This window comes from Natrarchaeobaculum aegyptiacum (genome assembly GCF_002156705.1).
GTDB classification, from domain to species: domain Archaea; phylum Halobacteriota; class Halobacteria; order Halobacteriales; family Natrialbaceae; genus Natrarchaeobaculum; species Natrarchaeobaculum aegyptiacum.
Map to the genome: position 1 here is coordinate 1,218,722 of NZ_CP019893.1, position 19,337 is coordinate 1,238,058.

18 protein-coding genes and 1 pseudogene are annotated in these 19,337 nt (G+C 65.9%); 11 read left to right on the forward strand and 8 right to left on the reverse strand.

Translation table 11 applies throughout. The features are described 5' to 3' along the window. Positions 1 to 4: 4 nt before the first annotated feature. Both cofH and B1756_RS06080 read right to left on the reverse strand, forming a co-directional pair. Positions 5 to 1,384 carry a 7,8-didemethyl-8-hydroxy-5-deazariboflavin synthase subunit CofH gene (cofH, locus tag B1756_RS06075; protein WP_086887739.1) on the reverse strand — a complete coding sequence of 460 codons (1,380 nt, stop codon included), beginning with the start codon at positions 1,382 to 1,384 and terminating at the stop codon, positions 5 to 7. A 120-nt stretch (positions 1,385 to 1,504) separates the two neighbouring features. Further along, positions 1,505 to 4,474, reverse strand: coding sequence for a methyl-accepting chemotaxis protein (locus B1756_RS06080; RefSeq protein WP_086887740.1), 2,970 nt, complete (start codon positions 4,472 to 4,474; stop codon positions 1,505 to 1,507). Between the two features lie 207 nt (positions 4,475 to 4,681). Between B1756_RS06080 and B1756_RS06085 the strand changes: the two genes are divergently transcribed. The 3 genes from B1756_RS06085 (at position 4,682) to B1756_RS19360 (ending at position 6,379) form a co-directional block, all read left to right on the forward strand. Further along, positions 4,682 to 5,701 carry a phosphoribosylaminoimidazolesuccinocarboxamide synthase gene (locus B1756_RS06085; RefSeq protein ID WP_086887741.1) on the forward strand — a complete coding sequence of 340 codons (1,020 nt, stop codon included), beginning with the start codon at positions 4,682 to 4,684 and terminating at the stop codon, positions 5,699 to 5,701. Between the two features lie 96 nt (positions 5,702 to 5,797). Continuing rightward, entirely contained in the window at positions 5,798 to 6,010 is a 213-nt protein-coding gene (locus B1756_RS06090) for a hypothetical protein (RefSeq protein WP_086887742.1), read from the forward strand. Between the two features lie 204 nt (positions 6,011 to 6,214). Continuing rightward, complete coding sequence (locus B1756_RS19360) at positions 6,215 to 6,379, forward strand: DUF7576 family protein (protein WP_161493151.1); 165 nt, start codon at positions 6,215 to 6,217, stop codon at positions 6,377 to 6,379. Between the two features lie 47 nt (positions 6,380 to 6,426). Here the strand turns inward: B1756_RS19360 and B1756_RS19560 are convergent, their stop codons facing one another. Both B1756_RS19560 and B1756_RS06095 read right to left on the reverse strand, forming a co-directional pair. Continuing rightward, positions 6,427 to 6,600 (reverse strand): DUF7556 family protein, encoded by a 174-nt coding sequence (locus tag B1756_RS19560; protein WP_186336506.1) that lies wholly within the window; start codon positions 6,598 to 6,600, stop codon positions 6,427 to 6,429. 225 nt (positions 6,601 to 6,825) lie between these two features. Next, positions 6,826 to 7,776: a formyltetrahydrofolate deformylase gene (locus tag B1756_RS06095; RefSeq protein ID WP_086887743.1), complete on the reverse strand. Its 951-nt coding sequence runs from the start codon at positions 7,774 to 7,776 to the stop codon at positions 6,826 to 6,828. 191 nt (positions 7,777 to 7,967) lie between these two features. Between B1756_RS06095 and B1756_RS06100 the strand changes: the two genes are divergently transcribed. Together B1756_RS06100 and B1756_RS06105 are read left to right on the forward strand one after the other, a co-directional pair. Then, positions 7,968 to 9,320: an NAD(P)/FAD-dependent oxidoreductase gene (locus B1756_RS06100; RefSeq protein ID WP_086887744.1), complete on the forward strand. Its 1,353-nt coding sequence runs from the start codon at positions 7,968 to 7,970 to the stop codon at positions 9,318 to 9,320. Positions 9,321 to 9,581: 261 nt separating this feature from the next. Continuing rightward, a complete protein-coding gene (locus B1756_RS06105; protein WP_086890067.1) occupies positions 9,582 to 9,896 on the forward strand; it encodes a DdfA family disk-determining factor in 315 nt (104 codons plus the stop codon). A gap of 138 nt (positions 9,897 to 10,034) precedes the next feature. Here B1756_RS06105 and B1756_RS06110 read toward each other — a convergent pair whose 3' ends face one another. After that, entirely contained in the window at positions 10,035 to 10,289 is a 255-nt protein-coding gene (locus tag B1756_RS06110; RefSeq protein ID WP_228434492.1) for a DUF7511 domain-containing protein, read from the reverse strand. A gap of 13 nt (positions 10,290 to 10,302) precedes the next feature. Then, positions 10,303 to 11,604, reverse strand: coding sequence for a GTP-binding protein (locus B1756_RS06115; RefSeq protein ID WP_086887746.1), 1,302 nt, complete (start codon positions 11,602 to 11,604; stop codon positions 10,303 to 10,305). 183 nt (positions 11,605 to 11,787) lie between these two features. Here B1756_RS06115 and B1756_RS06120 point away from each other — a divergent pair. Next, a pseudogene (locus B1756_RS06120) lies at positions 11,788 to 13,487 on the forward strand (nucleoside recognition domain-containing protein). A gap of 4 nt (positions 13,488 to 13,491) precedes the next feature. Here the strand turns inward: B1756_RS06120 and B1756_RS06125 are convergent. Beyond that, positions 13,492 to 13,938 (reverse strand): SHOCT domain-containing protein, encoded by a 447-nt coding sequence (locus B1756_RS06125; protein WP_086887747.1) that lies wholly within the window; start codon positions 13,936 to 13,938, stop codon positions 13,492 to 13,494. Positions 13,939 to 14,210: 272 nt separating this feature from the next. Between B1756_RS06125 and B1756_RS06130 the strand changes: the two genes are divergently transcribed. From B1756_RS06130 to purQ, 5 genes are all read left to right on the forward strand, one after another. Continuing rightward, positions 14,211 to 15,515 carry an FAD/NAD(P)-binding protein gene (locus B1756_RS06130; protein ID WP_086887748.1) on the forward strand — a complete coding sequence of 435 codons (1,305 nt, stop codon included), beginning with the start codon at positions 14,211 to 14,213 and terminating at the stop codon, positions 15,513 to 15,515. Between the two features lie 161 nt (positions 15,516 to 15,676). Next, positions 15,677 to 16,948, forward strand: coding sequence for an MFS transporter (locus B1756_RS06135; protein WP_228434498.1), 1,272 nt, complete (start codon positions 15,677 to 15,679; stop codon positions 16,946 to 16,948). A gap of 88 nt (positions 16,949 to 17,036) precedes the next feature. After that, entirely contained in the window at positions 17,037 to 17,408 is a 372-nt protein-coding gene (locus B1756_RS06140; protein WP_086887749.1) for a rhodanese-like domain-containing protein, read from the forward strand. A 211-nt stretch (positions 17,409 to 17,619) separates the two neighbouring features. Next, a complete protein-coding gene (gene purS, locus B1756_RS06145; RefSeq protein ID WP_086890069.1) occupies positions 17,620 to 17,871 on the forward strand; it encodes a phosphoribosylformylglycinamidine synthase subunit PurS in 252 nt (83 codons plus the stop codon). A gap of 59 nt (positions 17,872 to 17,930) precedes the next feature. Further along, on the forward strand, positions 17,931 to 18,617 hold the full coding sequence (gene purQ / locus B1756_RS06150; RefSeq protein ID WP_086887750.1) for a phosphoribosylformylglycinamidine synthase I: 687 nt from the start codon (positions 17,931 to 17,933) through the stop codon (positions 18,615 to 18,617). Positions 18,618 to 18,650: 33 nt separating this feature from the next. Here the strand turns inward: purQ and npdG are convergent, their stop codons facing one another. Next, positions 18,651 to 19,319: an NADPH-dependent F420 reductase gene (gene npdG / locus B1756_RS06155; RefSeq protein ID WP_086887751.1), complete on the reverse strand. Its 669-nt coding sequence runs from the start codon at positions 19,317 to 19,319 to the stop codon at positions 18,651 to 18,653. Positions 19,320 to 19,337: the final 18 nt, after the last annotated feature.

The window sequence follows — 19,337 nt, forward strand, 5'->3', positions numbered from 1 at the left end:
TCGATCAGTCGTCTGCGAACATCGTTCGCCGGTCCCGTTCGTCGGGTGCGAGCAGCGGCGTACCGTCGGCTTTCGGGCCGAGTTCGGGACCGAACGGCGGGTCCTCGGGGTCGATCACGCGTCGTTCGGAATAGTCGGTCGAGCGTTCGACCGGCACGCGGCCGATCGAGGTGATCATCTCGACGTAGTCGGCGAACGAGCGGAACTCGCCGTGTTGGCCGCCAGCGCGGGTCGTGATTTCCTCGGAGAGGATCGTCCCCATGTAGTCGTCGGCACCACAGGAGAGCATCTTCAGCCCACCTTCGTCGCCGTACTTGACCCACGAGGACTGGACGTGATCGATATTGTCGAGGAAGAGCCGCGCGACGGCGATCATCAGTTCGTCCTCGTCGCGGGAGGCCCCGCCGGAGACGACGTCGTGTTCGAAAAGCGGCGTGTTCTGGTGGATGAACGACAGCGGCACGAACTCCGTCACGTTGCCCGTTCGGTCCTGCAGGTCGCGGATGCGCTCCAGATGGAGCGCCCGGTGGGCCTCGTTCTCGACGTGGCCGTACATGATCGTCGCGGTCGTCCCCAGTCCCACGTTGGCCGCCGCTTCCATCGCGTCCATCCAGCCGGCGGTGTCGATCTTGCCGGGGCAGATCACGTCACGGACTTCGTCGACCAGAATCTCGGCTGCGGTGCCGGGAACCGTATCGAGTCCGGCGTCTCGGAGTCGGCGGTAGACCTCCTCGTAAGACCAGTCGGTCCCCCGTCGGGCGTGGTAGGCCTCTTCGGGCGTCATCGAGTGGACGTGGACGCCGTCGACGCTCATCGCCGAAATCTGTTCCGTGTAGGTACCCGGACTCGTCTCGTACTGCGCTGGCGGCCTGTAGTTGACCGCCTTCGGGGCCGGGTGGGCCTCGAGGATCTCGCGGTGTTCCGCGTCCAGTGCGAACGCGGGATGCAGTCCCGAGACCGAGGTGACCTCGTAGATGCCACGGTCGACCGCGTCGGCGACGATTTCACGGGACTCGGCGGGCGTCTTCGTAAAGCCAGCCGTCTCGACGTCCGAATCGACCTCGAAGGTGTGTGCGGCGTCCTTGAAATTGCAGAAGAGACAGCCCACGTTACAGGCCGTCGTGACGTTGTTGTTGAGGTTCGCGACGAAGGTGACCTCCTCGCCGACCACGTCCGCACGCCGGTGGTCGGCCGCCTCGAGAACCCGCTCTTTCCGCTGGCGGTCGATCCCCTCGACGTCCGTGCCGGTGGTGAGTAACTCGATCGCGTCGTCGACCGTCAGCCGGTCGCCGTCGCGGGCCTTCTCGAGGGCGTTCTCGAACGACTGGTCGGTCTCCGGAACGTGCTCGAACTCGAGGTCGGCCTCGGTCACCGGTCGCGCCATCGTGGTGACGATACCGATACAGCGAGAAAAGGGTGCTGGTCCGTTCACGTCGGGGATACCGGCTCTGCTTGCCGGTGAAGCGGTCGAGAGCGATCGAGTCGACTCCGGGAGCAGTCCGGGTTACTCGTCGGTGCCGTCGTCACCGACGATCTCGGACTCGTCGTAGTCGAACGTCTCGATGTCGGTCGGCTGGTTCTCGTCTTCGTACGGTTCGATGTCGGTCGGCTGATCCTCGTCTTCGTACGGTTCGATGTCGGTCGGCTGATCCTCGTCTTCGTACGGTTCGACGTTGGTCGGCTGGTCCTCGTCTTCGTACGGTTCGATGTCGGTCGGCTGATCCTCGGCGTCGTAGGGCTCGAGGTCGGTCGGCTGGTCCTCGTCTTCGTACGGTTCGACGTTGGTCGGCTGGTCCTCGGCGTCGTAGGGCTCGAGGTCGGCCGCTGTTTCCGCGGCGTCGTCTTCGACGGTATCCGGAGCCGTCTCCTCGGCGTCGTCACCCGCGAGCGTATCCAGCGCAGAAGCGTCTGGGTCGTCGACGGCGAGCGTGTCGAGTGCGGACGAATCCGTGCCGGGGTCGCTGGCAAGGTCCTCGGTTCGGGACGTCGACTCGAGGCCGGCGTCGGTTCCCCCGTCGAAGCCGCTGTCGACTCCCGATCCCGAGCCGGCGGTATCGACGGCGTCGGCGTCGACCTCGAAGGCGTCGAGCGCCGAGCGGAGTTCGTCGGCCATCTCGGTCAGCGAGTGGGCACCCGAGGCGACTTCGGAGATCGAGGCCGTCTGCTCTTCGACGGCAGCAGCGACGGTCTCGGTCTCGGCGTTGGTCTCCTCGCTGATCTCGGTCGCCTCGTCGACCATCGTCACGACCCGCTCGCTCGCCCGGGCCTGTTCGTCGGTCGCCTCGTTGATCGACTGGACGCCGTCGTTGGCCCGGTCGACCTGCTCGGTAATCTCGTCGATGGCCTCGATCCCCTCCTCGACGACCGTCACGCCGTCGTCGACCTGATCGCGCATGCGGTCGATCTCTGCGACGGTTTCGTCGACCGACTGCTGGACGTCGGCGATCAGGGTGTCGACCTCCTTGGTGGCCTCGCCGGTTTCCTCGGCGAGGGATTTGACCTCGTCTGCCACGACGGCGAACCCGTCACCGCTGTCGCCCGCACTCGCCGCCTCGATCGAGGCGTTCAGCGCGAGCAGATTCGTCTGCTCTGCGATGTCGTCGATCAGGTCGACGACGTCGCTGATCTCGCTCATCTCCTCGTCGAGTTCGGCGACTTGCTCGGTGATCGCTTCCGCGCGATCCTCGAGGCGGTCCATTTCGGTCCGGATCTCGCCGGTCGCTTCGCTCGCACGATCGGCCTCCTCGGCTGCGCCCTCGGACACCTCGGCGACGTCGTTCGCCGTCGCGGCGATCTCCTCGACGGTCGCCGAGAGGTCGTTCATCTCCGCGTTGACCTCCTGGAACCGGTCGCTCTGGTCGGCCGTCGCCGACGCGATTTCCTCCGTCGAGCGACTGACGTCGTCGCTCGCCCGTTCGATCTGGCCGACGCGCTCGGTCACGTCCGCACTCGTCCGATCGACGTCCTCGGCCAGTTCCTGTACGTTCACGACCGTTCGCTCCAGGTCCTCGAGCATGCCGTTGAACGAACTGGCGATCTCCGCGAGTGCGTCGTTGTCGACGTCCTCGTCGAGGCGCTGGGTGAAGTCGCCTGCCGCCGCACGACCCATGACCGTGCCGAACTCGGTCGCTTTCTGCTCGAGTCGCTGTGCGAGTTCCTCCGCATCGCGGCGGGCTTCGGCGGCCTCTTCCTGGGCGACTTCGGCCTCGGCCTTCGAGGACTCGAGGTCATCGATCGAGGACTCGAGGTCGGCCCGCATGGTCTCGAGGGAGTCGCCGAGTTTGCCGGGGACCTCCTCCTCGAGGATCGGCGCGTCGAACTCCTGACGGGCGATGGCATCGGCCTGATCGGCTGCCGTCTCGAGGTACGCCCGGATGTCGGCGAAGGAGTGTCTGACCTGTCCGACCTCGTCGATCCGGTCGTCCGCTTCGAGGTCGAGGTCGAGTTCTCCGTTCGAAAGGGCGTGTGCGTTGCCCGCGAGTTCGTCCATCGATCGTGCCGTCGATCGACCGATGGTGGCGCCGATGATGAGGAATCCGGCGAGGGCGATGGCGATGAGTCCAGCCAGCGAGGTCGCGACGTCCTGGGTGATCGCGTACGCCTGACTCTGTGGGACGTGGTAGATGAGTACCCAGTCGGTGCCATCGACCTGCGCGTACCCGATGAGTTCGTCGGTTTCGTCGTCCTCGGTAACTCCCGTGATGCCCGATCCCGAGCGGGTCGCGCTGACGATCAGGTTCGTCGATCCCTCACGGTACGTCGAAAGGATGTCGTCGTGATACTGGGCGATCATCACGTCACCGTCGCTGGTGTCGACGACTTTGACGCCGCCGTCTTCGTGGGGCGTGTGGAACAGGTTACCCATCTGGGTCACGTCCGCTTCGATCATCACCGCCCGTTCCTCACCCTCGTCGTTCTCGTAGGGTGCAATGAAGGCGACGAGGTAGGCGCCGTCACGCTCGTAGGTGTCGGAGAACGACGGTTCGTCGGGCATCGAACCGGTGTAACCGAACTCCGAAACGCCGCCGCCAGCCGTCTGTCTGAGGTGTAAGTCGAGATCGAGATCGACCAGATTGACCCCGATGGAGTCGTAGTCCGTACTATAGCGTATTTCGTCGGTTTCGGCGTTGACGTAGTGGACGGCGACGATCTCGTCCGGTAAGTTCTCTTCTTCCTCGTCGAGGGCGTTCTCTATCTCGAGTCCCGACCCGGAGACGAACTCCTCTCGAGCGGCGATCGACTCTGCGTTACGTTCGTTCGTCTCCACCCAGGTTGCAAGCTCGTCGGCGTCGTCGCTGGTCGTCATTTCCGTTTCGTACTGGACGTTCTCCGTGAGTTCGCCCGTAATGTCGAGGTAGAAAAATCCAGCCGCAGCCACGGTGACGACGAGCACAGCGACGATGACGAGCGCGAATTTGGCGACGTAGCTTCTGCGTATCCGATCCGGGAGGAGTCGGCCGAGTAACGACGACATTAGCGAAACGATGCCGCTAACGCAGGATATTAGTTGTGGCCAGTAAATTCTCCGGGAATGACGTAATCGGTCGAAACGGGCTGGAACCCGGCGGTTTCGAGAAAACGCGTCGGTACAATCGTCGGGCGATACTGAAACCTTCTTGGCGCGCCGCATCAGGACTACGAGTATGAACGACGGCAACCGGACCGAAGCGAGGTGCCTGCCGTGACGAGCGTCAAGGAGTTCCGCGTCGACGAACCGCCAACCGAGGGCGACCTCGGCCGCGGTGCGTTCGTCTTTACCGACGACTACTCGGTGTTCGACTGGGGCCCGATGCCCGACCCTATCCCTCAGAAAGGCGCGAGCCTCTGTACGATGGGGGCGTTCAACTTCGAACTGCTCGAGCGCGAAGGCGTTTCGACCCACTACCGGGGCGTCGTCGCAGACGGCGAAGTCGTCCCGCTGGCCGAGGTCGACGAGCCGCCACGCGAGATGGCGATCGACCTCACGCAGGTGCCAGACCTCCCTCACGAAGGCCGAGAGTACGACTACGAACACTACCACGAGGCGGCCGGCGAGAACTACCTCGTCCCCCTCGAAATCGTCTTCCGCAACCGCGTCCCCGTCGGCTCGAGCCTCCGGCGACGAACCGACCCCGAAGACCACGGCCTCGACCTCGAGGAGTGGCCCGACGAGGCCGTCGACCTCGCGGAACCGATCGTCGAGTTCTCCACGAAGTACGAAGAGAGCGACCGGTACCTCTCACGGGCGGACGCCGACGAGATCGCGGGCCTGGCCGCCGTCGAGGACCTCGAGTCGATCGCGCTCGAGGTCAACCGGGTCGTCACCGAGCAGGCCGACGACGCCGGCCTCGTCCACGAAGACGGCAAGATCGAGTGTCTCTACGTCGGCGGCGAGATCCGCGTGGCCGACGTCGTCGGGACCTTCGACGAGAATCGTTTTAGCTACGAAGACGTCCAGCTCTCGAAGGAAGTGCTCCGCCAGTACCACAAGCGCACCCAGCCGTCGTGGGTCGAGGCCGTCGACGACGCCAAGGCGGAGGCCAAGCGTCGGGACGTCGCCGACTGGCGCAAACTTTGCGACGACGACCCCGAGCCGCTCGCAGAGTCGGTTCTCGAGACTGCTCGCGACCTCTACTGTGCCGGGACCAATGCCTACACCGGCGAAGAGTGGTTCGACGCACCGCCACTGTCGACGGCGATCGGGTCCGTCAAGCGACTCTAGACGGCCGCCCACAGTTTGTGCCGTGATATCGAGACCCACCCACGGCGCAAAAAGTAACCCTCATATTATGGGCCTGTAGATATCCGGACGACTCCAATGACCCTCGCCAGTATCGTCGCCTCGAGTCTCGTCCCGTTCGACCTCACGATCGCGATCGCGGGCGTCGCAAGCGTCGCTCTGACGATTTTCGTCGCGTTCATCGCCTTCCTCGCGCTGGCACCCGTCGTCTCCGACACCTGGACCGAACGTCTCCACGCCGTGCCCGCAGGTGGGGCGGCGCTCGAAGCCGAAGCCAACGAAGCGGACTAACCGCGACGTTCGCCGCCGACGTTTTTCCGTTCTTCCAACCCAAACTTGGCGATCGCACAGCGGCTAGACTATATGCTCGACGTTCGTCACGAAATTCGGCGTCGAGGATACTTCCAGTGACCGTTCCGTCGCTCTCGACGCCGTCGGTGGCCGATACCGCCGCAACGGGACCGTTCAAGTCGTTCTCGACCGACCTCACGATCGATGACCGAGACGATGGACGAGGCGTCGAACGGACCACGCTGTCGAGAGTGTGACGACGACCTGGCCGACGCGACGCTTCCGCGTACCCTCACCTGGATCGAGGACGGAACCGTCGTCTCTCGACGATTCTGCAGTGACGAGTGTCTCGAGGCGTGGCGCTCCTGAGTACCGGGTCTCGCAAAAACTGAACTGAACGGTACCGTCCTCGGTCGTTATCGGCACTCCTCGAGTGATGCGGCGTCTGTCGCGCACATCGAGAGCCAGGCGCCGTCTCGCGCGAGATCGGCGATGACGAGCTGTCGCATGCCGTCGACCTCGTCGATGGCTGCGACTACCTCACGGTCGTCAGACGATCGCTCGCCGACCGATCCCACGTTGGGTGTCATACCCACTGGTTACCCACCGGCAGGTAAGAACGTTCCGAAATGAACTCGAGCGTCTGACGATCGCTCAGTAATCGGCGATTACCCGAAAATACTGCCACCAAATATGACGCGAGCGTTCGTAATGTGAAATTGCATTAGGGACCCTCAGTGATAGTTATTCACATAGCGCCGGCGAACGGCGGATAGCGGTCGAGACGGGACAACAAGGAACCGAGAAGTGGCGCGTCAGGATTCGTCGGAGATGGCGCTGGCGAGGCCGTCGACCGGTCGATCCGGGGTGAACTCCTCGAGTTCGTCGGGGAGGCCGAGCTGGTAGGCCGTGCCGTTCTCTCGAACCGTCGTCCGGCCGCGGTGGACGGAGACGTCGCCGTTCAGGTGCAGTTTGACGGCCTCGAGCAGGGCGTCGGCCTCGAGTGGCTGCCCCCGACGTTTCACGGCCGCGACGTCGGCGTCGTCCGGGACGTCGAACGCGCGCTGGGTGATGATCGGGCCCTGATCGAGGTCCGTGGTCACGTAGTGGGCGGTGACGCCGGCAATCCGGACGCCCTCCTCGACGGCTTGACGGTAGGCTTCTGCGCCGGGGAACGCGGGCAGCAACGAGGGGTGGATGTTGATGATCCGGTCCTCGTAGCGGAAGACGACGTTCGGACTGAGAATGCGCATGTAGCGGGCGAGGACGATGAGGTCGGCGTCGTACTCCGCCAGCAGGTCGAGCAGCCGGTCTTCGTTCTGCTGGCCGCCCTCGTCGCCGATGTCGTGGAACGGGATGCCGTACTGGTCGGCCAGTGGTTCCAGGTCGTCGTGGTTACCGATGACGACGCCGATGTCCGCCCCCAGTTCGTCGTTGGCCCACGCCTCGAACAGCGCCTCGAGACAGTGGCTCTCCTTCGTAACGAGGACGGCGATCTGCTGGGTCTCTCGGTCAGCGGGGAACCGGACCTGCACGTCCAGTCCGAGGTCGTCGCCCAGTTCGTGGAGGGCTTCCCGGAGCTTCTCTTCGGTACAGACCATCTCCGAGGTGTCGACGGCGAGGTACATCCGGAAGACGCCGTCGCGAACCGCCTGATCCAGGTCCTCGATGTTGATTCCGCGCTCGAACAGGAGGCTGGTCACGCGAGCGACCAGTCCGGTGTCGTCCTCTCCGATCACCGTAATTTCGGTCACGTCGGTCGTCATCGGGGCCACCTCCGCTCGAGCGTACGTCGATGCATCAGTACGACCCTCAGTCTACGCGCCGTGAAAAGTCCTGCTTTCCGCGATTCCCGTCGAGGATCGTCGCCTATTAATACCATCTCCCGACCCATAGCACAAATATTGTTAACCCCATACTCAAAGTTGTTAAGTGCGCAGGGCGAGAGGTCACGACTATGACGACCACGACCGCACACACGTGCGACCACGACGTCGCGATCGTCGGCGCCGGTCCCGCCGGGATCGGAACCGCGGTCGCCCTCGAGCACCTCGACGTCGACTATGGTGTCCTCGAGCGCGACTGCGTCGGTTCCTCCTTTCGTCGATGGCCAGACGAGATGCGGCTGTTGACCCCGTCGTTCCCGGGGAACGCGTTCGGCGTCCGGGACCTGAACGCGATCACGCCCGACACCTCGCCAGCGCTCGCCCTCGACAGCGAACACCCGACCGGACAGGAGTACGCCGGCTACCTCGAGGCCGTCGCGGAGTTTCACGACCTCCCGATTCGAACCGGGACGGACGTCGAACGCGTCTACCCTCGAGACGACGCCGAGGGGTTCGTCCTCGAGACGGCGGACGGCGCGATCGCGGCCCGGTACGTGGTGTGGGCCGCCGGCGAGTTCCAGTATCCGGCCGACGGCGCGATTCCGGGATCGGCCAACGCCGTCCACGTGGCGTCGATCGACTCGTGGGCCCGACACGCGCGACTCGTCTCACCTGCAACCGGGGAGAGTGACGAGACCAGCGGTCGGTCGCCGACCGAGCGTCCCGCACCAGATGGTGGAGAGACGGCCTCCGGGATGGGCGAGTCGATCGCTTGCCCGGACGACGACACGGACAGGGTGGACGACGTGGTGGTCGTCGGCGGCGGGGAAAGCGGGATCGACGCCGCACTCGGACTGTCCGACGAAGGGCTCTCCGTAACGGTGGTCGACCCCGACGGCCCATGGCGGTACCGCAGTCCCGACCCGAGCGAGGTCCTCTCCCCGCGGACGACCGATCGACTCGAGTGCGCACGCGAGGCCGGCCGACCGATCGACCTCGTCGCCGAGACGCGCGTCGAGCGAATCGAACGCCGCGACGGAGACCGCTATCGCGTCGTCACCGACCGGGACGACGTCGTCTCACGAACGCCGCCGGTCCTCGCCACCGGGTTCGAGGGGAGTGTCGGACTCGTCGACGACCTGTTCGCGTTCGAGCGCGTTGACGGGGGTAAGAGGGGGAACGGGGACGTCGACGCCGCCACTGATGAAGACGAAAACGGAGGCAACGCCACGGCCGGGACACCGGTGCTCACCGACCGTGACGAGTCGACCGAGACGCCGGGACTCTTCCTCGCCGGCCCACAGGTCGCCCACGACGGCCAGCCGTTCTGTTTCATCTACAAGTTCCGCCAGCGGTTCGCCGTCGTCGCCGAGACGATCGGCGACAGACTGGGCGTCGACACCGGACCGCTCGCAGCCTACCGAGAGAAATCGATGTTCCTCGAAGACCTCTCGTGCTGTGAGCCTGACTACTGTGACTGCTGACGACGGTGGCTCGACGCGCCCGGAGGCGACGGCGACGCAGTACCGCGATTTCCGAAACAGACCGTCGAGGAACCAGGAGCAGAATCGACAGACGGGACGGCGTATGACGGACGTCACCGTCAGGACCCGGTACCAGTCGTGGCCCTCAGCTTATTTCGTCTTACATAGTTTCGTAAATTGTCTGACAGGGATTTATACTGGAGATCGTGGTAGCCCGTTTCGTCATCGGAGCTGACAGTCAGGCCCCGATAGGTGAACACGATGACGGTAACACCGGAAACCAACTGCGCCAGCCAGATCGATCCCGAGGACCAGACCGCGATCGCCTCCCACGACTGGGAGACCGACGAGTCACTGTCGGAAACGATCGTCTCGACGGTCGCGACGCTCTCCGGGACCGAACCGGACGAACTCGATCGTCTCTACGACCGCGTCGATCCGGACAGCCTCGAGACCCTGTTCGCCCCAACCGGAGGCACGGCCCGACGGAACGCCGGTCGCGTCTCGTTCCGGCTCGCCGAGTACACGGTGACGGTCCACGCCTCGGGCACGATCGTGGTGACGGCTGCAGACTGACGACCGGGAACACCGCTGTGACGTCGGCTCGAGACGACCCACCCTGCCGATCGTCCGTCGGCCTCGTCGATCCCCGGTTTTCGACGTAGAATAGCGCGGTGATCGAACCCCCTGCGGTGGTGGCCCCGATCGAGGCGGTCACCGCATCTGTTCTCGCGAGACGAACGCGTCGCCCCAGGCCCTGATCCATTGCTCGCGGGCCGTCCGCGCCGTCACCGACGAGTAGATCGTACACGTATCCGGACGATAGTCTCGCCGTTCGACGTAGGCCTCGTCACAGGGCGAGGGTCCCGGTGACGAGGAGTCCATCCCGGTGTCCGCCGTCCGAGCCGCTGCGTCATCCCGATCGTCGGCGTCGCGGTGCCGACCATCCCCGCCGTCGTGGTCGCTCACGTCGTGTGTCACCTCAGTCTGCCAGCCCGATTTCGGCCTGTTCGTCTCGAGCGTCGGCCTCCGTCTCGGCCGCTGCACCACCTCGCTCGGCGTCTCCGTCCGGGTCGTCGGCTACGGCCTCGAACGTCGGGAACCGATCCTCCCAGTCGGAACGATCGGCCTCGAGTTCGTCGTCACGGAGCAGGCAGTCCGCGAGGGCCTCGCGAAGCGCATCGTGGTCCATCTCGACGCCGATGACGACCAGCCGGACGTTGCGGTCACCCCAGCGATCGTGCCAGCCCTCCTCGAGAGCCGGGTTCTCGGAGACGTGCTGCTCGCGTTCTGCGGGTGGCAGGGACGCGACCCACTGACCGCCGGGTCCGACCCGGATCGACTGTCCGGCGACGTTGAACGTGAGCGCCGCGTCCGGGCGAGTTGCAAGCCAGAAGTGCCCCTTCGCACGGACCACCGCATCCGGGAACTCGTCGAGCAGGTCGGCGAACCGTTCGGGGTGGAACGGCCGCCGGGCCTCGAAGACGAACGAGGTGACGCCGTGTTCGTCCTCGGCGCTCTCGTGGGGCTGCTCGAGTTCCCGGATCCAGCCTGCAGACCGGCTGGCGTCCTCGAAGTCGAACCGCTCGGTCTCGAGAATCGCGTCTGGATCGATCCGGCCGTGTTCGGCCCGGAGCAGTGTCGCGCGGGGCTGGAGGACCTCGAGCGTGGACTCGATCGCCTCGAGTCGGTCGGCAGCGACCAGATCACACTTGTTGAGCACGAGGACGTCGCAGAACTCGACCTGTTCGACCAGCAGGTCTCCGAGGTGTTTTTTCGTGCCGTCGTCGTCCAGAATCTCGTCGGACTCCATCGCTGCGTCGAACTGGTGGGCGTCGACGACGGTGACGGTCGTATCGAGGTGACAGCCGGAGAGCGGTTCGATGCCGGTCTCCTCGTAGAATTCGGTCGGCTCGAGGTCGGTCTGGTCGAATCCGAGGGTGAGCGTCTGGGCGACGGGCAGCGGTTCCGCGACCCCGGTCGATTCGACGACGATGGCGTCGAACTCGCGGTCTGCAGCGACGAGTTCACCGATGGCGTCGAGCAGGTCGCCGCGGAGTTCACAGCAGATACAGCCGTTCGAGAGTTCGATCACCTCCTCGTCCTCGTCGGCGATGTTCGAGGACTCGGCGACGCGGTCGGCGTCGACGTTCACCTCACCCATGTCGTTGACGAGGACGGCGAGGTCGCGGTCGGTTTCACGCAGAACGTGGTTCAGCGTGGTCGTCTTGCCAGCGCCGAGTGTTCCGGACAGGACGGTGACGGGAATCGAGTCGTCGGTCATCTGGTTGTCAACAACATCTTGCACAGTAATAGTAGTTATTATCTGGTTCGCCATTATTATTAACAATGGCCGAGACGTCCCAGCGATGACGTACAGATCGTTCGCCGACTGCATCGAGAGGCAACAGCGTCGACCGGCCCGGACGAGAGACCGCCACGACCCGTCCCGTAGGGTGACCGATCGATGACCGGTCGGGACCGGAACACGACCGGAGCGGAACCGGAGCGAGACCGCGTCGTCCTGATCGGTAAAGAGAGCGTCGGGAAATCGGCCCTCGCGGCCGGTCTCACCGGTGCGGCCGCGACCGACCGGAACGTCCAGGGAACGACCGTCTCGAGCGAGGTCTACCGTACCGACGACCTCGAGGTCGTCGACACCCCCGGAATCACCCTCGAGGCCGACACGGAGACGACCCGGCGGGCCCTCGCCGCGCTCGAGCCGACCGACGAGGTCGTCCTCGTCGTCCCCGCGACGGACCTCGATCGGGACCTCGCGACCTCCTGGCGCTGGTCGCGGGGCGAACGGGATCGATCGTCGTTACCTTCTGGGACAAGGTCGCGAGCCCGGAGGCCCGCGAGACGATCGCCGCACTCGAGTCTGACCTCGGGCTTCCGGTCGTTCCGGTCGACGCCCGGTCCCTTCGGCCGGTTGCGGCCGACGGCGGCGCAGGGATCGACGTCGACGAAGTCACGCCAGCCGATGCCGCAGGCGTCCGCACGGCGATTCGCTACGGTGGGACGATTCCCGACGGGACCGACGTGACCGCGGGATGGGAACTCGAGGCCACGGAAACGATCCTCGAGCGGCCGTACCTCGGTCCGGTGGCGGGAGCGCTCCTCCTGCTCGTCCCCGCGGCCATCGCCGTCTGGTTCGCGAACACGATCGCCGGGCGACTCGATCCGCTCGTCGGCGCGGCGCTCGAGCCCGCGGTCGGGTGGGCAGCAGGTCTGCCCGGACCGCTCGCGGCCATCCTCGGCGGCGAGTACGGCCTCCTCGCGATGGGACCGTTCCTGTTCGTCTGGGCGCTGCCGACGATGCTGATCTTCGCACTCGTGATCGGTGCCTACACCGCGAGCGGACTCGTGACCCGCATCACGGTCGCACTCCACCCGGTAATGGCCCGGATCGGCCTCACCGGCCGGGACCTCGTCCGTATCGTAATGGGCTTTGGCTGTAACGTCCCCGCCGTGACGAGCACCCGGAGCTGTTCGGACTGTACCCGCTGTACGACCATCTCGGCGATCTCCTTCGGGTCGGCCTGTTCCTACCAGTTCCCCGCGACGCTGGCCGTCTTCGCTGCCGTCGGCATGCCGTGGCTCGTCGGCCCGTACCTCGCGATCCTCGCCGCGACGACGCTGGTGTACGTCCGCCTGATCGCTCCACCGACGGCCCGAACGACCGGCCTCGCAGTGGACCGCCGGACCTACCTCGAGTGGCCCCGTCCGCGAGCGATCTGGCGGGAGGCCCGCACCTCGCTCGCCAGTTTCGTGACCACGGCCCTGCCGGTCTTCGCGGGCATCTGCGTCGTCGCCGCGGTGCTCGAGTACGTCGGCGCGCTCTCCCGGCTCGGCGTCGTGCTTGCGCCGGCCATGGGTGCGTTCGCGCTGCCGGCAGAGGCCACACTTCCGATCGTCCTCGCGGCGATCCGCAAGGACGGGATCGCGCTCCTGACGGCCGAGACCGCGGGCGTCGCTACCCTCTCACCAGTCCAGGTGCTGGTAGCAGTCTACCTCGCCGGCGTCGTCCTCCCCTGTCTGGTGACCGCGGTTACGGTGGCTCGAGAAGTCTCCTGGCGGTTCGTCGCGTCGATGCTCGGCCGGCAGGCTCTGGCGGCAGTGGGGTTCGCACTGGCTATCGCCTGGACCGGGACGCTGCTGTTCTGAGCTCCTAGCGCCGGTCGAGCTCCGGATCCCGGCTGGCCTCGCGTTCGACGGGCTCTCCCCTCCGATCACGGATCTCGCCGACGTACCGTTCGACGTCCTCGACCCGCTCGGTCGCAACCAGCGTCTCGAGTTTGCGCTCGAACTCGAGATCGGTCAGTTCGCCGGCGGCGTAGCGCTGGCGGAGAATCTCGAGGGCCTCGGTTCGGCCGTCGGCTCTCCCTCCCGGGGGATCGGCCGTGACGTACTCGGCGACGTCGCTGGCCTCGAGGTCGGTCGTCACGCGCTCAGCGAACTCGGTTCCGAAGATGAGCAGGAAGATCGCCAGCATGATCGCGATGCCGGTGTTGATCCAGGCCAGCGCGACCGTCGCCACGAGGGCCGCGAGGACGATCACCACGATCGCGGTCGTCGAGACGTGGATAACCGGTCTGACCCCCTCCTCATCGGTCATACGTCGACAGTCACCTCACACGCACAAAAAGTCACTGCGATAACACTTCGTTCCGATAGCTTTGCCTCCGTACGCTTATCAGTTGTTCACACGGCGACCGCCAGTGAGCTGCCTCAGTGAGCCCAGAGTACCAGTCTGGTCGGGTCACACGCAGGTGCGCGTGCGGACCGAGGGCGGCGGCCGTACCATAATATCCAGCCAATACAAGCTAGCCACGATTATTAACTAGAAGGGGTAAAGTAATAGCACCGTCTATCGTCGGACAACGATCCATGCTCGAGTGCGCACTCGTCGGCGGTGGCATCCACGGAACGGTTCTCGCACAGCGGCTCCTCCAGGAGACCCGGTTCGACCGATCCGATATCCGGATCCTCGACCCGAACGAGCGACTGCTCGCGTCCTTCCGGCGAAAGGCAGCGGCCTGTGAGATGGAGGCGATGCGCTCGACGTTCGTCCACCACGTCGGCACCGAACCGTTCGGTCTCGAGGACTTCGCCGAGGCCCGTGGACGGGAAGACGAGCTCCTGCCGACCCGGGAATACCCACCGCGACCGTCGCTCGCACTCTTTCTCGACTACGCCGACGACGTGATCGAGCGCCGCGATCTCGCCGCCCTCCACCGGCAGGCTGCCGTCACGGGTATCCAGCCCCGGGGCGACGGGCAGACGGGGTTCGTCCTCGAGACAGACGCCGGCGAATCGCTCGCAACACGCCGGGTCGTCCTCGCCATCGGCCACGGCGGCCGGTATCGTCGACCGTCGTGGGCCGAGGGCGTCGAGGGAGTCACGCACGTCTGGGACGACGAGTTCGATTCCCGTACGGACGGAGAGAGTGAAGACGACAACAGGAACGGAGACGGGGACGACGACTGGAGCGAGGGCGAAGACGTGAACGAGGCCCAGGGCAGGACCGAGGACGACCGCGAGACCGTCGTCGTCGGCGGCGGCATCACCGCCGTCCAGCTCGCGACCTGCCTGGCCGAGCACGAATCCGTCACGTTGCTCTCGAGAGACGACCCCGCAGTCGCGACCGCCGAGGCCGACCCGCGGTGGATCAACTGGGGCCACGTCAGTCGCCACCTCCACCGGCATCCACCGGGGTCGAAGCGGCGATTCGAGGTCGTCGAGGACGCCCACAACGCCGGGACGATTCCCCCACGGCTGTCCGAGCGCCTCGAGTCGCTCGTCGACGACGGCACGATGACCCACCGGATCGGCGACGTCCGGTCCGCCCGACGCGTCGACGGTCGCGTACGACTCCTGCTCGCAGACGGTGGCTGTCTCACCGCCGACCGCGTGGCGCTGGCGACCGGATTCGAGCCCGTCACCGAACACCCGTTCGTCGAACGAGTGGCAGCAGCCTGTGACCTCGAGCGAGGCTATCGCGGGATGCCGGTGCTCGAGGACGAGACCCTCGCGTGGCTGGGGACCGACGGCGACGCGCGGGAGCTGTACGTCTCCGGTGGGCTGGCCCGCGGCACCGCCGGGCCGCTCGCCGGGACCGTCGTCGGTGCGCGCCGTGCCGGTGATCGAATCGTTCGTGCGATCGATACTCGCACCCTCGTGACCGCCGACTGAGACGGGCCATATCCGTCAGTTCCGGTGGGACCGCCACCCGGGGCACACTCCCGGTACATCGGTCCAGCAGTCCGTCCGAGCGGTGACCTGGACCGCGGGCGGAACGGGCAAAACCGTACGGAACCTGCACGGTTATCGACGAACGGCAGAAACATCGCGGTGTGCCACCGGACCCCAACCGCGTTCAGGCCCGCCTGCTCGAGGCCGACCGATACTACGGGTGGTTCGTCGTCGTCGGCTGTTTCGCGCTGTCGCTGATGACCGCCGGCACGATGTTCTCGTTCAGCGTCTTCCTCGGACCGGTGCTCGAGACGTTCGACCAGTCGTACGCGAACGCATCGCTCGTCTTCAGCGTCCAGTCGTTCGTCACTTTCAGCGGTGCCGCCGTCCTCGGGTTCGCGGTCGACCGCTACGGGTTAGGGCGGTTGCTCGTCGTCGCCGCCGTCTTGATTACCGTCGGACTCGTCGGGGCGAGCCAGTCGCCGTCGTTCGCGTGGGTGCTCCTCTCCTACAGCGTCGTCGCCGCGGCGGGCATGGGTATCACGTTCGTGGTCGCGTACACGACGACGCCACGGTGGTTCGAGCGTCGCCGTGCCCTCGCGACCGGGGTCGCCGTCTCGGGCTGGGGTGTCGGTATCGTCGCCATGCCGCCGTTCGTCGAGGTCCTCATCGCTCGACTCGGCTGGCAACCGACCTACCTCGTCCTCGCCGGCCTGTTCCTCGTCGCCATCGCCGTCGCGATGGCCCTGCTCGCGAACCGACCGCAGGAACTCGGCGTCGACACCGGCGACGAGTTCGAAACGGCACCGAGCGTACTCGACGGCGGCCACCCCGCCTCCGTTCGAAGACAGCTCCAGAAGGCACTCGAGGCCGTCTGGACGCCGCTGTTCGCGCTCGTGTTCGCCGCGCTCTTGCTGGCGTTCGTCCCGGCGAACGCGATCCTCGTCTACCTCGTCGACTTCACCGAAGCCGCGGGCGTGAGCCGACAGATCGGCGTCATCGCCGTCAGTATCGTCGGCGGAATGAACGTCGTCGCGAAGTTCACCGCTGGCTGGGCCGCCGACCGGATCGGCACCGACTGGATGATGGCCACCTGCGTCGTGTTGATGTGCGTCCCGACGCTGTTGCTCGTCGCAGTGCCAACCCCGACGACCGTCCTCGTCCTCTCGGCCGTCTTCGGCTTCGGCTACGGTGGGATCGCCGCGCTCATGTCGCCGCTCGTCGCGAACCTCTTCGGGACGGGCGACCTGAGCACCCTCTTCGGGATCACCTGCATCGGGTTCGCAGTCGCCGGCGTCTCCGTCCCCTACGCGGTCGGCCAGGGTCTCGACACGTTCGGGAACTACGAGATCCCGTTCGTGGTCACCGCCGCCGTCGGCCTGCTGTCTGCCGTCCTCTTCGTCGGCGTCAGGCGTGCTCGAGCGGACGTCTGATCCCCTGAGCTCCGCCATCAACCCATCGCCGGTGTCGCAGTCGACCGATTCCGCCCACGTTTTGTACTCGTGTAGAGTAGTGGACCATATGAGCAAGATCAGTCCCCCCGAACTCGAGGCCCGACTCGAGGGTGAGGACCCGCCGTACGTCCTCGACATCCGTCCGCGTGCGGGCTACCAGCGCGAGCACGTCCCCGGCAGTCACAACGTTCCGGTGTACGGTGACCTCCGGTCCGGTGACGACGCCGACCTCCGCGCGGCGATCGAGGACGTGCCGAACGGGAAGGAGGTCGTCACGGTCTGCAAGGCGGGGATCGTCGCCCGGAAGGCGACCGCCGTGCTCGAGGAGGAAGGCTACGAGGCCACGACGCTCGCCGGTGGAATGCGCCGCTGGCGGGGCTACCAGAACGGGTCGCTCGGGTACCGCATTCGATCGGCGCTAACCGGACTGTTGCCGTAGTACCGTTCCAGGCGTTGACTGCAGGTCGAACCGGCCCGTGGCGACGGGTTCGACCCAGCAGTTCAGGCGTGGACCGCCACCAGTACCAACGGGCGACGCCTGCGAGCCACGCTGGCGGACGAGCACGTGATCGACGGGTCGAGTATCCACGAACGTGTACTACGCGGACAAGGCGAAAGCGTTTTTGAGCACGGATACGGGGTTTCAGGTGATGACCGCCTACACCGCGACGGTGACGGTTCGACTCAAACACGGCGTCCTCGACCCCGAGGCCGAGACGACCAAGCAGGCGCTCGAGCGGCTTGGCTTCGAACTCGAGGACCTGCGCTCGGCCGATCGGTTCGAGGTCGACCTCGAGGCCGACGACGCCGACGACGCCCGCGAGCGTGCAGACGAGATGGCAGAACGGCTGCTGGCGAACCCGACCATCCACGACTACGACGTGGAGGTCGACGAACGGTAGATGACCGTCTCTCACACACCGATCGAAACCGTCGGCCGAAACACCACGGGGTGGCGACTGTGACGGTTTCGATCATACGCTTCGGCGGTTCGAACTGCGACCGCGACGCCGAACGCGCACTCGGCCACCTCGGGATCGACGCCGAAATCGTCTGGCACGAAGACGGCCTCCCGGCAGCGACGACCGGAATCGTCCTCCCCGGCGGCTTCTCCTACGGGGACTACCTCCGTGCGGGCGCGATGGCCGCTCGCTCGCCCATCATGGACGAGGTCCGCGAGGCCGCCGCCGACGGCGTTCCCGTCCTCGGCATCTGCAACGGCGCACAGATCGGCTGTGAATCCGGCCTCACCGAGGGCGCGTTCACCACCAACGAGAGCGCCCGCTTCCAGTGTGAACACGTCTACCTGCGGGTCGAACGCGACGACACCCCGTGGACCGAGGCCTACGAGGAAGGCGAGGTCATTCAGGTTCCTATCGCCCACGGTGAAGGCCGCTACGAGGTCGACGACGAGCGCCTCGGGGAACTCGAGGACGAGGATCGAATCCTGTTCCGGTACTGCGACGCCGAGGGCGAGACGAGCCCCGACGTCAATCCGAACGGTTCGAAGCACAACGTCGCGGGCGTCGTCGGCGAGCGCGACACCGTCGCCGTCCTGATGCCCCACCCCGAACGCGTCACGCTCCCCGACGTCGGCCCCACCGACGGACAGGGCGTCCTCCGTGGATTCGAGACCGCAAACGACTGACTCGAGAAGAGCGGTTCGCTCGCGTCGCCGCCGTCAGATCCACTTGACGCCGACGTCGTGCATGTCGTCGTTGTACTTCGCGATGTTGATCACCAGCGGCGTGACGCTCTCGGCCTCGGCGGCGTTCGCGAGCGGGCCGGCGTCGAGCGCGCGCAGGCCCTCGATCTCGTTCGAGAGGTCGAGGATCCGCTTTTTGGCATCCCCGTCGTCACCGACCACGAGCGTGTCGAGGTCGAACTCGAGATCGAGGTCGGCGAGTTTGCCGGCCGCGAGGTTGTGGTATGCACCGACGACGGGCACCTCGTCGGGAGCCTGCTCGGCGACGAGTTCGCTCACGCTGCCGACGCCCGGCGGGTGATAGTGCATCCCGTCTTCGTCGCCTTTCATTCCGACGGCGGGGGTGACGAGGATCGTCTCCTCGTCGAGTTCGTCTTCGACGGCCTCCACGGTATCGGCGACGTGATACGGCGGGACCGAGAGGATCACGACATCGGCCCGGTCTGCGGCCATCTCGTTCGCGAAGCCCTTGACGTCGGCCTCGAGACCGCGGGCTTCGAGGTCGTCCTCGTAGTCGGCGACGGCGTCGCGGGCTTTCTCAGGGTCGCGCGAACCGATCAGGATCTCGTGGTCCGTATCGCGTGCAAATCGGAGCGCCAGTCCTTCGCCGATGTCGCCAGTGCCGCCAAGTAGTGCGAGTCGCATACGCGAGGTCAGGACGGG

What these genes read in the sequence shown, in the direction of transcription:
- B1756_RS19360 (WP_161493151.1), top strand. Translation starts at nt 6,215, where the DNA reads ATGACCGAGACGATGGACGAGGCGTCGAACGGACCACGCTGTCGAGAG.
- npdG (WP_086887751.1), bottom strand. Translation starts at nt 19,319, where the DNA reads ATGCGACTCGCACTACTTGGCGGCACTGGCGACATCGGCGAAGGACTG.
- cofH (WP_086887739.1), bottom strand. Translation starts at nt 1,384, where the DNA reads ATGGCGCGACCGGTGACCGAGGCCGACCTCGAGTTCGAGCACGTTCCG.
- B1756_RS06100 (WP_086887744.1), top strand. Translation starts at nt 7,968, where the DNA reads ATGACGACCACGACCGCACACACGTGCGACCACGACGTCGCGATCGTC.
- B1756_RS06130 (WP_086887748.1), top strand. Translation starts at nt 14,211, where the DNA reads ATGCTCGAGTGCGCACTCGTCGGCGGTGGCATCCACGGAACGGTTCTC.
- B1756_RS06080 (WP_086887740.1), bottom strand. Translation starts at nt 4,474, where the DNA reads ATGTCGTCGTTACTCGGCCGACTCCTCCCGGATCGGATACGCAGAAGC.
- B1756_RS06115 (WP_086887746.1), bottom strand. Translation starts at nt 11,604, where the DNA reads ATGACCGACGACTCGATTCCCGTCACCGTCCTGTCCGGAACACTCGGC.
- purS (WP_086890069.1), top strand. Translation starts at nt 17,620, where the DNA reads ATGACCGCCTACACCGCGACGGTGACGGTTCGACTCAAACACGGCGTC.
- B1756_RS06090 (WP_086887742.1), top strand. Translation starts at nt 5,798, where the DNA reads ATGACCCTCGCCAGTATCGTCGCCTCGAGTCTCGTCCCGTTCGACCTC.
- B1756_RS06125 (WP_086887747.1), bottom strand. Translation starts at nt 13,938, where the DNA reads ATGACCGATGAGGAGGGGGTCAGACCGGTTATCCACGTCTCGACGACC.
- B1756_RS06140 (WP_086887749.1), top strand. Translation starts at nt 17,037, where the DNA reads ATGAGCAAGATCAGTCCCCCCGAACTCGAGGCCCGACTCGAGGGTGAG.
- B1756_RS06095 (WP_086887743.1), bottom strand. Translation starts at nt 7,776, where the DNA reads ATGACGACCGACGTGACCGAAATTACGGTGATCGGAGAGGACGACACC.
- B1756_RS06105 (WP_086890067.1), top strand. Translation starts at nt 9,582, where the DNA reads ATGACGGTAACACCGGAAACCAACTGCGCCAGCCAGATCGATCCCGAG.
- B1756_RS19560 (WP_186336506.1), bottom strand. Translation starts at nt 6,600, where the DNA reads ATGACACCCAACGTGGGATCGGTCGGCGAGCGATCGTCTGACGACCGT.